Origin of the sequence: Thiothrix winogradskyi (assembly GCF_021650935.1) — a bacterium.
GTDB lineage: Bacteria > Pseudomonadota > Gammaproteobacteria > Thiotrichales > Thiotrichaceae > Thiothrix > Thiothrix winogradskyi.
Genome location: NZ_CP091244.1, coordinates 3790869 through 3805515, shown reverse-complemented (window position 1 = coordinate 3805515; position 14647 = coordinate 3790869). Strand labels below are relative to the sequence as shown.

11 protein-coding genes are annotated in these 14647 nt (G+C 52.7%); 9 read left to right on the top strand and 2 right to left on the bottom strand.

The window, feature by feature from the left end; genetic code table 11:
* Positions 1–5: 5 nt before the first annotated feature.
* Positions 6–2369: a sugar-binding protein gene (locus tag L2Y54_RS18845; RefSeq protein WP_236498220.1), complete on the top strand. Its 2364-nt coding sequence runs from the start codon at positions 6–8 to the stop codon at positions 2367–2369.
* On the opposite strand, the gene L2Y54_RS18840 is transcribed toward L2Y54_RS18845, so the two are convergent.
* The gene (locus L2Y54_RS18840; RefSeq protein ID WP_236498219.1) at positions 2352–2885 is read right to left on the bottom strand and encodes a hypothetical protein; all 534 of its coding nucleotides are present in this window, start codon (positions 2883–2885) and stop codon (positions 2352–2354) included. The two genes, L2Y54_RS18845 and L2Y54_RS18840, sit on opposite strands and share 18 nt — an antisense overlap.
* 74 nt (positions 2886–2959) lie before the next feature.
* Here L2Y54_RS18840 and L2Y54_RS18835 point away from each other — a divergent pair, with 74 nt between their 5' ends.
* Positions 2960–3316: a nucleotide pyrophosphohydrolase gene (locus L2Y54_RS18835; protein WP_093070160.1), complete on the top strand. Its 357-nt coding sequence runs from the start codon at positions 2960–2962 to the stop codon at positions 3314–3316.
* Positions 3313–6843, top strand: a complete 3531-nt coding sequence (dnaE, locus tag L2Y54_RS18830; protein WP_236498218.1) for a DNA polymerase III subunit alpha — start codon at positions 3313–3315, stop codon at positions 6841–6843. The genes L2Y54_RS18835 and dnaE overlap by 4 nt, the downstream gene beginning before the upstream one ends.
* Here the strand turns inward: dnaE and L2Y54_RS18825 are convergent.
* The gene (locus L2Y54_RS18825; protein WP_236498216.1) at positions 6840–7820 is read right to left on the bottom strand and encodes a CpsD/CapB family tyrosine-protein kinase; all 981 of its coding nucleotides are present in this window, start codon (positions 7818–7820) and stop codon (positions 6840–6842) included. The genes dnaE and L2Y54_RS18825 overlap by 4 nt on opposite strands.
* Positions 7821–8071: 251 nt before the next feature.
* On the opposite strand from L2Y54_RS18825, the gene carA reads away from it, so the two are divergent.
* The 6 genes from carA (at position 8072) to L2Y54_RS18795 (ending at position 14644) form a co-directional block, all read left to right on the top strand.
* Positions 8072–9211, top strand: coding sequence for a glutamine-hydrolyzing carbamoyl-phosphate synthase small subunit (carA, locus tag L2Y54_RS18820; protein ID WP_236498214.1), 1140 nt, complete (start codon positions 8072–8074; stop codon positions 9209–9211).
* On the top strand, positions 9204–12434 hold the full coding sequence (gene carB / locus L2Y54_RS18815; RefSeq protein WP_236498212.1) for a carbamoyl-phosphate synthase large subunit: 3231 nt from the start codon (positions 9204–9206) through the stop codon (positions 12432–12434). The genes carA and carB overlap by 8 nt, the downstream gene beginning before the upstream one ends.
* A gap of 4 nt (positions 12435–12438) precedes the next feature.
* Entirely contained in the window at positions 12439–12924 is a 486-nt protein-coding gene (greA, locus tag L2Y54_RS18810) for a transcription elongation factor GreA (protein ID WP_236498210.1), read from the top strand.
* The gene (gene cobC, locus L2Y54_RS18805) at positions 12924–13532 is read left to right on the top strand and encodes an alpha-ribazole phosphatase family protein (RefSeq protein ID WP_236498209.1); all 609 of its coding nucleotides are present in this window, start codon (positions 12924–12926) and stop codon (positions 13530–13532) included. The genes greA and cobC overlap by 1 nt, the downstream gene beginning before the upstream one ends.
* Positions 13529–14269, top strand: coding sequence for an adenosylcobinamide-GDP ribazoletransferase (locus tag L2Y54_RS18800; RefSeq protein ID WP_236498208.1), 741 nt, complete (start codon positions 13529–13531; stop codon positions 14267–14269). Before cobC ends, L2Y54_RS18800 begins: the two co-directional genes overlap by 4 nt.
* 96 nt (positions 14270–14365) lie before the next feature.
* Positions 14366–14644, top strand: coding sequence for a segregation and condensation protein A (locus L2Y54_RS18795; RefSeq protein ID WP_236498207.1), 279 nt, complete (start codon positions 14366–14368; stop codon positions 14642–14644).
* Positions 14645–14647 lie beyond the last annotated feature (3 nt).

Genomic DNA, 14647 nt, shown 5'->3' with positions numbered 1-14647 from the left:
GCGGGATGCTACATAAATTCCCCAAGTGGTTACTGATTTTCGTATCGTTATTCGTGTTACTGGCAGTTGCTTGGTATGCATACCGTGCATGGCAGGAACAACCGCCCGTGCCAGCCGTGAGAGCGCCGCCAACACCGGCTACTTCGATAGCAGCCCAATCTCCGCAAGCCTCTTTGCTTGGCATTAATACCAATGAAATTGGTTATACCGATGCGAGTATGCCTTTTGTGGATCTGTTCCGTTCCGCCAATCCGTTTCAGGAAAATGTCTTGCGTTTGAAGGCTGATGCGGTGACTTACGATGCGAATGGCTGGCCGAGTAACCTCAACGGTGGCGAAGCAGGCACACGTTTCCTTGGCGAGTTACCACCTGATGCGCTGCCCGCCGGTGAATACACCGTGTTGTATGAGGGTGAGGGTGAAATCCGTTATGGCAATGATGCCAAACTGATTACCCATGCGCCGGGGCGTGACATTATTAGCTTGGATGCCGGAAATAATGGGCGTTTGGATGCCAGTCTGGTGATTACCCGCAGTAACCCGGATAATTATGTGCGTCATATCCGCATTGTGTTGCCGGGGGGTATTTGCCAGCATTATCCACTGAAGCGGGTGGCGGATGCAGCGGCTTGTAACGGGGATACGGGTATGTATTTATCCTTTGCGGATCATTACGCCAGCATCGTTTTCAACCCGGATTATCTGGATTTCATGAAAGACTTTCAGGCAATCCGCTTCATGCCGATGTCAGGCATTACCCGCAACCCCGAAGCGCATTGGCAGGATCGCCCCAGCATGGATGAAGCCACGTGGGGCGGTACGTATGGCGCTCGCGGCGCACCGCTGGAAATCATGGTGGAACTGGCTAACCGTTTGCAAAAGGATGCTTGGTTCAGCCTGCCACACGCGGCTGATGATGACTATGTGCGCGAATATGCCACCTATGTGCGCGACCATCTTAACCCCGAACTGAAAATTTACCTCGAATATTCCAATGAAATTTGGAATACCAACTTTAACCACGGCGAATATACCCAGAAAAAAGGCATTGAAATGGCGTTGGGGCTGAATGCTGCCGACGTGGGCTATGAGTATTACACCATCCGCGCCCGCGAAATTTTTGCAATGTGGGAACAGGTATTTGGTGGGCGGGAACGCTTCGTGCGTGTGCTGGGTGGTTGGGATACGCGCCCCGATTTTGCCGAAAAAGTGCTGAGTTACGACGATACGTATAAGGCGGTTGATGCGCTGGCGATTGCGCCGTATTTTGGCGGTAATATCAAAGGCTATCGCGAAGCAGAAACCGTGGAGGATATTTTTCATCTGACTACCGAGCCAGATTCCTACCGTTCGTTGCCAGAAGTGTTGGAAAAAGTGCAACGCCATGCGCAACTGGCTCAGCAGTTTGGGGTGACATTGCTAGGTTATGAGGGTGGGCAGGGCTTGGTGGATTGGGCTACCCGTAAGCCAGAGCAGCACCCTAATCCGCTGTTTTTTGCTGCCAATCGTGATCCGCGCATGGGGCAACTTTACACTGAGTTTTTGGAAGGGTGGCAACAAGCTGGCGGGCAGTTGATGATGCTGTTTTCTGCGCCACGCATTTGCCAATGGTACGGTTGTTGGGGGCTAAAGGAACACATTCGCCAACCGCGTGAGCAAGCGCCGAAATATGCCGCCGTGTTGGATTTCATGGCGGCACATCAGCCTAGTCCTCTGCCTGCACCATCGAAGCCTGCCCATAATCCGCTGGCCACTGCCCCGCGTAATCCGAATGATCCCTTGATTGTATGGCGACCAGCCGTTGACCCGGAGCGGGTATTTTTTATTGAAAACCCGATTACCCTGGATTTATTGCTGGAAGGCACGGCATGGGATAAACGTAATCTGTTTGGAAAATGGCAGGGGCGCTGGGATGACGATTTCCTGTTTCTGACCGTGCGCGTATACGACAGCAAGCGGGTGTTTGATTCGGCACACCCGGCGGATGATGATTCCGTAGGGTTCTTGATTGATACGGATAATAGCCGCGATGCTAAGCTGGACGGCAAGCACGATTTCCACCTGATCTTTGCTTGTGATCGTGAGAAAGTGGTGTTGGGGGAAGGTTCTGCACCAATGTCTGCGGAGGCGTTGCACAGTATCCGCTTTGATATGCGGGCGTTTTACGACGGCTATGTGCTGGAGGCGTGGATTCCCTGGAAAGCGTTAGGCATGAACCCGGCTATCAAAGACCGTGTAAGCGTCAATGTGGAAGTAAACGATGATGACGATGGTGGCTCACGCGATGGCAAAATCGCGTGGATGGCGCAAGACAAACAAGCCCTGACTGACCCGCGACAATGGGGCGTGGTGCTATTTAGTGGTCGGTGAGGCATTGATCAGGCGCGGTTTGGTTTTTGTTTTGGGTAACAGTTCCATTTTGGCTTTTTCTTGGCGGATGCGTAATACATAGCCGCCGAGTGCACCGCCCGCAGTGGTCAACATTAGCAACCCTAGCGTGATGAATTGCGTCAGCAACAGCAAGCCACCAATACCGGCAGCACCCGCAAACGCGATGCCTACCTTGATATTCGCTTCGGTGGAAGAGCGGCGTACTTCCTGAATCGTTTCCTGATGCGCTTGTTTAATCACGCGATGCTTGGCGCGTTCGGCATTGACGCGCAGCGCTTCACGTTCTTTCGCGTGGCATTCTTGTAAGCGGCTGATTTCATCTTTGTTGTGGTGTGCCGCCATTGCACTGAACCAGGCGGCGGTGAGTACACCCACAATGCTGACAGGAATCAACAGTCGTAACCAGCCCCAGCCGCTCAATTCGGCGGGCGCAATCAACACCAACACCACGGTGATGGCTTGTAGCAATAAAATGCCGGGTAGAAATTTCAGCACTGTGAGTGTCCTTTTCTTCTGTCAGGTTCTGATTCGGGGATTATAATGCGTATTGGATTCAATAGGACATTACCATGCTGCCGAAAGACCTTGTGGATGAACTCATGCACTTCCGCGCTGAACGTGATTGGGCGCAGTTCCACACCCCGCGCAACCTTGCGATTTCGCTTTCCTTAGAGGCGGGCGAAGTGCTGGAACTGTTTCAGTGGGAAGACCGCCGGGGCGCGGCGTTGGATAAAGTCATGCCGCAGTTGCGTGACGAGGTGGCAGATGTGGCAACCTACCTGACGTATTTGTGTGCGGATTTGGGAATTGATTTGGAAGCGGCAGTGCGGGAGAAGATGGTGCAGAATCGGCGTAAATATCCGGTGGAATTGGCGAAAGGGTCGGCGAAGAAATATACCGAATTGCGTGCGGGGGATGAGGCATGACCCCATTCGTCCACCTCCGCCTCCACACCGAATACTCGCTGGTCGACAGCACCATCCGCATCAAACCGCTGATGAAAGTTGCCGCGAGCAAAGACTTACCCGCCCTCGCCATTACCGACCAAAACAACTTTTTCGGTTTGGTAAAATTCTACAAAGCCGCGATGGGCGCAGGCATCAAACCCATCTTCGGCCTCGACTTGCTGCTGGCAGACGAACAAGGCACGGATACCTTGTTTCACACGATTTTGCTGTGCCAAAACAACACCGGCTACCGTAACCTCACCAAGCTCGTATCCCGCGCTTACCAACAAGGGCAAGTGCTGGGCGTACCGCGTGTACAACGCGAGTGGATCAAGGAATTCAGCGACGGCGTAATCATGCTCTCTGGCGGACGCGAGGGTGATATAGGTCAAGCCTTGCTCTCCGGCAATCAAGAACTCGCCGACAAACGCTTGCAAGAATGGCTAGAAACCTTCCCCGACCGCTACTATTTAGAGCTGCAACGCACCGGACGCGATGGCGAAGAAGACTACATCCATGCCGCCATCGACCTCGCCCTTGCACACGACATCCCCGTGGTCGCCACCAACGACGTGCGTTTCACCGCCGAATCCGATTTTGCTTCCCACGAAGCGCGGGTCTGCATCCGTGACGGCTACGTGCTGGCTGACCCCAAACGCCCGAAACGTTACAGCCCGCAGCAATATTTGCGCACGGGCGACGAAATGGAGGAACTGTTCGCCGACATTCCCAGCGCCATCAGCAACACGGTGGAAATCGCCAAACGCTGCAATGTGTCGCTGACCTTGGGCAAAAACTACCTGCCGCAATTCCCGATTCCCGACGGACTTACCGAAGCCCAATACTTTTGCCAAGTCAGCGAAAAAGGCTTGGAAGAACGCCTCGATTTCCTGCTCGGCGAGCGGTTTCCACGCGGTACGCCTGCTTTCATCGAAAAGCGCAAAGTGTACGACGAACGCCTGAAAATCGAACTCGACGTTATCAACGAAATGGGTTTCCCTGGCTACTTTCTGATCGTTGCGGACTTTATTCAGTGGGCAAAAGATAACGCTATTCCCGTAGGCCCTGGGCGGGGTTCAGGTGCAGGTTCACTGGTGGCGTATGCGCTGAAAATCACCGACCTTGACCCGCTGGCTTACGACTTGCTGTTTGAACGCTTCCTCAACCCTGAACGGGTGTCGATGCCTGACTTTGACATCGACTTCTGCATGGATGGGCGCGACAAAGTGATTGATTATGTTGCCAGAACTTACGGGCGCAATCAGGTTTCGCAAATCATCACTTACGGATCAATGGCAGCGAAAGCCGTGGTGCGCGATGTAGGGCGGGTGTTGGGTCATCCCTACGGGTTCGTGGATCGGATTGCCAAACTGATTCCGTTTACTATCGGTATCACCTTGGAAGACGCGCTGGGGCGTACCCCCAAGTCCGAAAAAGATTCCGAATTGGTATCCCCCGATCTGATCGACTTGTATAACAAGGATGAAGAAGTTAAGTCGTTGATGGATTTGGCGATTTCACTGGAAGGTTTGTCGCGCAACACCGGTAAACACGCGGGTGGGGTCTTGATTTCCCCGACCGATTTGACCGATTTCACCGCGATTTGCTGCGAAGAAAACGGCGAAGGCGTGGTGTCACAATTCGATAAAAATGACGTGGAAGACATCGGGCTGGTCAAGTTCGACTTTTTGGGCTTGCGCAACCTCACCATCATCGACTGGGCGTTGCAAACCATTAACCGCAAACAAGCGGCGAAAGGTTTGCCGTCGGTGGATATTAACCGCATTCCGTTGGACGACAAAGCCAGCTTTGATCTGCTCAAGGCGCAAAAAACCACCGCCGTATTCCAGCTTGAATCACGCGGCATGAAAGACCTGATTCGTCGCTTGCAACCCGACGTGTTCGAGGATGTGGTGGCATTGGTGGCATTGTTTCGCCCAGGTCCCTTGCAATCGGGGATGGTGGACGATTTCATCAACCGTAAAAAAGGCATTGCTAAGGTCGAATACCCGCATCCGAGCCTAGAGCAAATTCTCAAGCCGACCTACGGCGTTATCGTTTACCAAGAACAGGTTATGCAGATTGCGCAAGTGCTTGCCCAGTACACGCTGGGTGGTGCGGACATGTTGCGCCGTGCAATGGGCAAAAAGAAACCAGAAGAGATGGCAAAACAGCGTTCCATCTTTATGGAGGGGGCGCGTAACAATAACGTCGATGAAAATCAGGCTGGCTATATATTTGATTTAATGGAGAAATTCGCGGAATATGGTTTCAACAAGTCCCATTCAGCCGCCTACGCCCTTGTCGCCTTCCAAACCGCATGGCTAAAAGCCCATCACCCCGCCGCGTTCATGGCAGCGGTCATGTCAGCGGATATGGATAACACCGAAAAAGTCGTGACCTTGCTGGATGATTGCCGTCAATTGAGTTTGCAGGTGTTGCCGCCGGACATTAATCGTTCCGAATACCAATTCACGGTGGATGACCAAAACCGCATTATCTATGGGCTGGGTGCTGTGAAAGGCGCGGGTGAAGCTGCTTTGAGTGTATTGGTGGAACAACGCAATAAAGAAGGGGCATTTAAATCACTGGCGGAACTCTGCAAACGTGCTGGCACACAAAAGGTCAATCGTCGCGTGCTGGAAACCTTGATCAAATCCGGCGCTTTCGACAGCCTGGGTGGGACGCGCCGCGCCATGCTCGAATACCTGCCCGAAGCCATGCGCATGGCAGAACAATACAACCGCAATCAAGGCACGGGGCAAACCGACCTGTTCGGCGGATTATTTGGCGGCGGTGTGGCAGAATCCACACCCGAAGCGACCATGCCAGAACGCGAGGAATTTCCTGAAAAAGAACGGTTGCGTTTGGAAAAAGAAACGCTGGGGCTGTATCTCACCGGGCATCCGCTCGATGAATACCAGTCGGAAATTGCCGGTTTAGGCAGCCGCAAAAAGCTGGTGGATATTGCCGAAGATGACAGCACCAAATACCGCCGTGAGCCAGTGATGTTAGCGGGATTGGTCGCTAGTGTGCGCACGCAACACACCGATAATGGCAAACGCGCGTTTGTGCAATTGGACGACAATACCGCTTATTACGAGGTGATGATTTTCACCGATACCTTTACCCAGTACGGCAATTTGTTGGAAAAAGAGGCTTGTATTGTGTTGGAAGGCACGCTCGATACCGATCAGCGCACGGGCAAGACTCGGCTGCGCGTCGAAAAAGTTCACAATATGCAATCCGTGCGCGAAAACTTCCTGCGCAAATTGGTGTTGCGGCTCGAAGAAAAACAGGTGGAACAAGGCATATTACCCGCCTTGCGCCAACGCCTGAAACCAGCAGCAACAGCGGGAAGTTTTCCGATTACGCTTGAATACCGTAACGCTAAAGCCTGCGCCGATCTGCGTTTGGCAGGTTCGTGGACAGTGCCGCTAGACGATGCCGGGGTACGTGACCTCCGGCAGCTATTGGGTAAGGAAAATGTCAGTTTGGTGTTTTAACGCACCTTGGTCAGCACTACACCCACCATATTGGTACGTGCCTGCTTCAAACGTTCAAACGCGGCATGAAGCGGGCGACGGCGGGTTTCATTGCAAGCGACCACTAACAAAGTGGCGTGGACACGATTGCCGATAAGTAACGCATCCGCCATGCCCATCACGGGTGGTGAGTCAATAATAATCAAGTCAAACGGTGCATCTTGTTGTTCAGTGGTGGCAACCAATTGCGCTAAACGCTCGCCAGACAACAATTCCACCGGGTGTGGGGTAATGGGGCCAGATGATAACAGTTGCAAATTAGCAATCTTGGTGGGGCGGATTAGCTTGTTGAAATCATCTAGCCCTGCCAAGTAATTGCCCAGACCCTTGGTGTTGTCTAATTTAAAATGCTTGTGCAGGGTTGAGCGGCGCAAGTCCGCATCAATCAACAATACCCGCGTGCCAGCTTGCGCAAAAGCAGTGGCGAGATTAATGCTGGTGCTGCTTTTGCCCTCGGAGGCATCAGTGCTGGTCACATTGATGACTTTAGGGCGCTGTTGTTGCGTGACGACCAACAGATTATTGCGCAGGGAGCGAAACGCTTCTGCCACTTTTGAATCGGGGCGTTCGGCACTCTGGAACGCATAATTGCCCGCTTTTTTGGGGATGGCAGGCGCAATGCCTAGCAGCGGAATGGGTAGCACCCGCGCCAGCATGTCTGAATTTTTGATAATCGCATCCGTGCCTTCGCGAACAAATGCCGCAATCACTCCAGCACACAAGCCCAAAATAAAACTTAAGATAAAGTTTTTCACCAAATTAGGGTTTAAAGCTTCTGTGACAAACAACGCTAATAGAAAAACGCTCAGATACACACTCAGCAAGGTTTTTTCGCGGCGCTTAACCACAATCCGCAATTTACGGAATTCTTCCCATAGTGACGTGCTACTAGTGTCGAAGGTTGATACTTGTATGAACCCTTTTTCGTGTGCATTCATGATTGACAAATTCCCCAATTTAGCCCTGATCTCGCTAATTATACATAAGAAAATATAATTTGCATGATTGAAAGCGTATCTGCATAAACATATTGCATCTGCTCCAATACAATAGATCAGCGCATAAGCATTAAGTTTCCGTGAAAGCGTGCATGGACACTCTGTCGGGCAGAGAGTAAAATGCCATCCTACTAATTTCACGGGATGAGCCACGCCTCATCCCGTTTCGTATGTAGACTTCGGAGGTTCTTTTGAACAAGCAAGCACTGCTGGTGCTGGAAGACGGGAGTGTTTTCCACGGGCGTTCCATCGGCTGTGATGGCCAAACCACGGGTGAAGTGGTCTTTAATACCGCATTGACAGGCTATCAGGAAATCCTGACTGACCCGTCGTATTCACGCCAAATCGTTACCTTGACGTATCCCCACATTGGTAATGTCGGTGTCAATCAGGAAGATTGCGAGTCTACGCAAGTCCACGCGGCTGGTTTGATCGTGCGCGATGTGCCTGCGGTATACAGTAGCTGGCGTGCGGAAGAATCCCTGCCTGACTATTTAGCCCGCAATAACGTTGTCGCCATTGCCGACATCGACACGCGCCGTTTAACGCGCATTTTGCGTGAAAAAGGTGCGCAGCGTGGCTGCGTTATGGCAGGTGAAAATCTGTCTGTAGACATAGCACTGGATGCAGCACGTTCCTTCCCCGGTTTGAAGGGCATGGATTTGGCGAAAGAAGTCACCGTCAAGTCTAGCTATGTGTGGACAGAAGGCAGTTGGCAGTTAAACCCCGCCACCCCGCGCCCTTCCACCGCAACAACGGCTGAATTCAATATCGTCGCTTACGATTACGGCATCAAAACCAATATCCTGCGCATGTTGGTGGATCGTGGTTGCCACGTTACTGTCGTGCCTGCACAAACCCCCGCAGCAGATGTACTGGCGATGAAACCCGATGGCGTATTCCTCTCCAACGGCCCCGGCGACCCAGAACCGTGCGATTACGCAATTGCCGCCATCCGCGAAGTATTGGAGCAAAAAGTTCCAACGTTTGGCATTTGCTTAGGTCATCAATTGCTCGGTTTAGCCAGTGGTGCGAAAACCGTCAAGATGAAATTCGGGCATCACGGCGCGAACCATCCGGTGCAAGATTTGGACAGCAAGCGCGTCATGATCAGCAGCCAAAACCACGGCTTTGCGGTCGATGAAACCACGCTGCCTGCGAATGTCCGTGCAACACATCGCTCGCTATTTGATGGCACATTGCAAGGCATCGAACGCACTGATTGCCCTGCGTTGAGTTTCCAAGGACACCCCGAAGCCAGCCCCGGCCCGCACGACGTAGCCCCTGTATTCGACCGTTTCATTGAGATGATGAGAGCTGCACATGCCTAAACGCACTGACATTAAAAGCATTCTGATTATTGGTGCAGGCCCGATCATTATCGGTCAGGCGTGCGAATTCGACTATTCCGGTGCGCAAGCGTGTAAAGCCTTGCGTGAGGAAGGCTACCGCGTCATTCTGGTCAACTCCAACCCCGCGACCATTATGACCGACCCGAATATGGCGGATGCGATTTACATCGAACCCATCCGCTGGGAAACCGTCGCCAAAATCATTGAAAAAGAACGCCCTGACGCGCTATTGCCGACAATGGGTGGGCAAACTGCGCTCAACTGCGCTCTCGATCTTTCCCGCCACGGCGTGCTGGAAAAATTCGGCGTGGACATGATTGGTGCGAGCGAAGTCTCCATCGACATGGCAGAAGACCGTCAGAAATTCAAAGTGGCAATGGATGAAATCGGTCTGGAATCGGCGCGTTCCGGCGTGGCGCATTCAATGGACGAAGCCCGTGCAGTGCAAGCCACCCTCGGTTTCCCCGTGGTCATTCGCCCCTCCTTCACCATGGGTGGCAGCGGCGGCGGTATTGCTTACAACAAGCAGGAATTTGAAACCATCGTGGCGCGTGGCTTGGATATGTCGCCGACCACCGAAGTGTTGCTGGAAGAATCCCTACTCGGCTGGAAAGAGTATGAAATGGAAGTCGTGCGTGACCGCAACGACAACTGCATCATTATCTGTTCCATCGAAAACCTTGACCCGATGGGGATTCACACGGGTGACTCGATCACCGTTGCGCCTGCGCAAACCCTGACCGACAAAGAGTACCAATTGTTGCGGAATGCCTCGATTGCGGTTCTGCGCAAAATCGGTGTCGATACCGGCGGTTCTAACGTCCAATTCTCGGTCAACCCGAAAAACGGGCGCATTATCGTGATCGAAATGAACCCGCGTGTATCGCGCTCTTCCGCACTGGCTTCCAAAGCGACGGGCTTCCCGATTGCGAAAGTGGCGGCAAAATTGGCAGTCGGCTACACGCTGGATGAATTGCGCAACGAAATTACCGGCGGGGCAACACCTGCATCGTTCGAGCCATCTATCGACTACGTTGTCACCAAAATCCCGCGTTTCACCTTCGAGAAATTCCCGCAAGCCGACTCGCGTTTGACCACGCAAATGAAGTCGGTGGGCGAAGTCATGGCAATGGGGCGCACCTTCCAAGAGTCGTTCCAGAAAGCCCTGCGCGGTTTGGAAACCGGCATTGATGGATTGAACGAGCGCATTGATCCGCAAGACCCCGACGCGAAAGACACGCTGCGCCGTCAACTGACCGAAGCCAGTTCCGAACGTATTTTGTACGTCGCGGATGCGTTCCGTTTGGGCCTGAGCATTGAAGAATTGTTCGCGCAAACCAGCATTGACCCGTGGTTCTTGGTGCAAATCAAAGAACTGGTCGATATGGAAAACGGTTTGAAAGACCGTTTGCTGAACAGCATTAGCGTTGACGAAATGCGCAACTTGAAGCGCAAAGGCTTCTCCGACCGCCGCTTGGCTAAACTGTTGCACGAAACCGAAAAAACGGTACGGGTGGCGCGTCACAAGCTCAATGTGCGTCCGGTTTATAAGCGCGTCGATACCTGCGCGGCGGAATTTTCTACCAATACCGCATACATGTATTCCACTTACGAAGAAGAGTGCGAATCCAACCCGACCGACCGTAAGAAAATCATGGTGTTGGGCGGCGGCCCCAACCGTATCGGTCAAGGGATCGAATTTGACTACTGCTGTGTCCACGCGGCGTTAGCGTTGCGCGATGATGGCTTTGAAACCATTATGGTCAACTGCAACCCGGAAACCGTTTCCACCGACTACGACACCTCCGACCGTCTGTATTTCGAGCCGTTGACGCTTGAAGACGTGATGGAAATCGTCGATTTGGAAAAGCCTTACGGTGTGATCGTGCAATACGGTGGGCAAACCCCACTGAAACTGGCACGCGATTTGGAAGCTTTGGGCGCACCGATCATTGGTACATCGCCGGATTCCATCGACTTGGCGGAAGATCGCGAACGTTTCCAGCAATTGATCCACAAACTCGGCTTGAAACAGCCGCCGAACCGCACCGCGAGAAGCATCGACGAAGCGGTACGCTTGGCAGACGAAATCGGCTACCCATTGGTAGTGCGTCCGTCTTACGTGCTGGGTGGGCGGGCGATGGAAATCGTTTACCACGAAAACGAATTGCGCCGTTACATGACCACGGCGGTTTCTGTGTCCAACGATTCGCCGGTATTGCTCGACCGTTATCTGGATGACGCCATCGAAGTCGACGTTGACGCGATTTGCGACGGCGACACCGTGCTGATTGGCGGCATTATGCAGCACATTGAACAGGCGGGTATCCACTCCGGTGACTCGGCGTGTTCCTTACCACCGTATTCCCTGAGTGTCGCGATTCAAGATCAATTGCGTGAGCAAATGGTGCGCATGGGCAAAGCCCTCAATGTTATCGGCTTAATGAACGCGCAATTTGCGATCAAGGGCGATGACGTATACGTGCTGGAAGTCAATCCGCGTGCCTCACGTACCGTGCCATTCGTTTCTAAAGCGATTGGTCGTCCGCTGGCAAAAGTCGCAGCACGTTGCATGGCTGGTCAAAGTTTGGCAAGTCAGAATGCGTTGAACGAAATCATTCCGTCCTACTACGCGGTGAAAGAAGCGGTGTTCCCGTTCATTAAATTCCCCGGCGTTGACCCGATTCTTAGCCCGGAAATGAAATCCACGGGCGAAGTCATGGGTGTGGGCAGAACCTTTGCCGAAGCCTTCGGGAAAGCGCAATACGCAGCGGGCGAAGTTTACCCAACCTCTGGCGTGGCGTTCATCAGTGTGCGCGAAGCAGATCGCCGTCACTTGAAAGAAGTAGGCGATATGTTGATCGGGCAAGGCTTCAAGATCGTGGCTACCCGTGGTACGGCACGCGAATTGCAGAACGTTGGTGTCACCTGCGAAATCGTCAACAAAATGCGCGAAGGTCGCCCCAATATCGTCGACATGATCAAGAACGAGGAAATTGACTTGATCGTGAACACGACCGAAGGCGAACAGTCGACCCGCGACTCGTTTGAGATTCGCCGCGAAGCCTTGCAGCACAAAATTACCTACACCACCACGATTGAAGGTGCGCGGGCATTGTGCAAAGCGATGGCCTACACTGACAGTGAGCAGGTTTATTGCTTACAAGATTTACATCAGGAAATAACAGAACAAGGGGTTTGAAGCGATGAGTACAAGACCACCGCTAACATTGAAGGGTTCCGAACGTTTGAAGGCTGAATTACAGCGCTTGAAAACTGAGGAACGCCCACAAATCATTCAGGCGATTGCCACCGCCCGTGAACACGGCGATTTGAAAGAAAATGCCGAATACCACGCGGCACGTGAACAGCAAAGCTTTTGCGAAGGTCGTATCAAGGAACTGGAAAGCACGTTGTCAATGGCGCAAATCATTGATGTGGTGGCTGTGGGTGCGATGAATCCCGGTAAGGTTGTATTTGGCGCAACCGTGCAATTGGAAGAGGTCGAAACCGGCGACACTATCACCTATCAGATTGTGGGTGACATTGAGGCGGATATTAAGCATAACCGTGTGGCGGTTTCCTCGCCAATTGCGCGGGCAATGATTGGTAAGGAAGAGGGCGATGTGGCTGTGGTGCAGGCTCCCGGCGGGGTGCGTGAATACGAAATTGTTGGAGTTAGCTATCAATAGTGGCCAATAATTTTACCCATGTTGGCTTGTTGCAACACGGTGCAGTGGAGGCGGGGGATGTGTTCTGTGGTGAACTCGATACCCCGCTCAGCAAAGCCGGTTGGAAGCAGCTCAAACAAGCATTCGGCCGTTCCAGTGCAGACTGGGATGCCGTCGTTACTTCTCCTCGGATGCAATGCGCTTCCTTCGCTGAGTGGTTTGCACAAAAACAGGATTTGCCGCTGGTACGCGACGAACGCCTGCGTGAAATCCATTTTGGGGAATGGGAGGGGCATAATCCACAAGAGGTGATGGCTACCCACCCTGAGCAGTTGGCAGAATGGTGGGTAAACCCTGCTCAAGTGTCGCCAGCGGGCGGGGAGAGTTTTGGCGATTTTCGCGCCCGTGTCTTGGATGCATGGACAGAGCTAGGGCGTGCGTACCGGGGGGAACGGGTGTTGGTGGTGACTCATGCTTTGGTGATTCGCACGGTTCTCGCGCATGTATTGCAAATGCCGGATGAGCGCTTGCTGGCGTTAAACATTGAGTACGGTGCGTTGACACGCTTGCGCGTGTTGCGTGACCGTAGCGGTGAGTGGGCTAGTTTGTTGGCGCACGGTTGCGGATGATGAAAGCCGTGCTGCGTTCTTTTCAGGTGGCGTTGCGTGTGCTGACATTATTGCCTGCACCGCCGGTTTCCGCGTTTTCTGCGGAAGAAAAAGGGCGTGGTTTAGTCTGGTTTCCGGTGATTGGCGCGTTAATGGGGGGGCTGCTTGCCCTGACCGCATGGCGTCTGGAAAGCATTGAACCCATGCTGGCTTCGGTGATTTTGTTGACGGCTTGGTTGTTTATTAGTGAATTGCATCATCTGGATGCCTTGGCGCGTAGCATTAATGTGTGGTTTTTTGGGGGGGATTCTGCCGTAGCAGAGGATGAGGCAGAGGCGGCACAGTTGCCGATACCGCATTTCGGTGTCATGGGAGTGATGGCACTGGTGATGATGGTTAAGTTCTCGGCACTTTCGGTGTTGATTGAATACAAATTGTGGCTGTATATCATGATGGCTCCGCTTGCTGCACGTTTATTGGTCGTTGCGCTGATTGGGTTTACGCCGAGTGCACCGGGACAAACCCTTGCACAGGATTTTCGGTCTGAATTTCCCTATGTTTCTTTGTTTATTTGGTTGTTATTGGCATTGCCAATGGCCTTAGTGGCTGGCATTCCGTTATTGGGAGTGTTTGTGTTACTGCTGCTGATCCGTTTGCGCCTGAAACAGACGAGTGGCGGGTTAACTTGGGAGTCGATCGGGGCGAGTATTGTGTTATTGGAAGCGGTCGGTTTGTTTGTTGCTGCCCTGACCGCTTGATGATACAGGGTAATCCCCACCTTGGTGGTATGGTATTGGCTTAGCTGTTAAGATAATGTCATCACTTTGCAGCGTTACAGGCAGGCTATATTAATCATGTCAGCAGAACAATTCTCCACAGAAAGGCGTATCCTGATGGCGATGCGTAAAACCCTCGGCGGTATTATTCGCGATCTGACACCTTCAGATTCCGCCGTGCGTTATCCCTTATCCGATGCTACGGTCGAAGATGTTAAAAAATGTTTCGACTTGATTGCGGCACGTGAACGTGAGTTGGCGCAAGCGGCTGGGGTGAGTGAAGAGCGTCCACATTTTATTGATGAAGTCAGTGCGCCGAAAGTGATGTCGATTGCTGGTCTGAAAAAGAGGGATTAATTC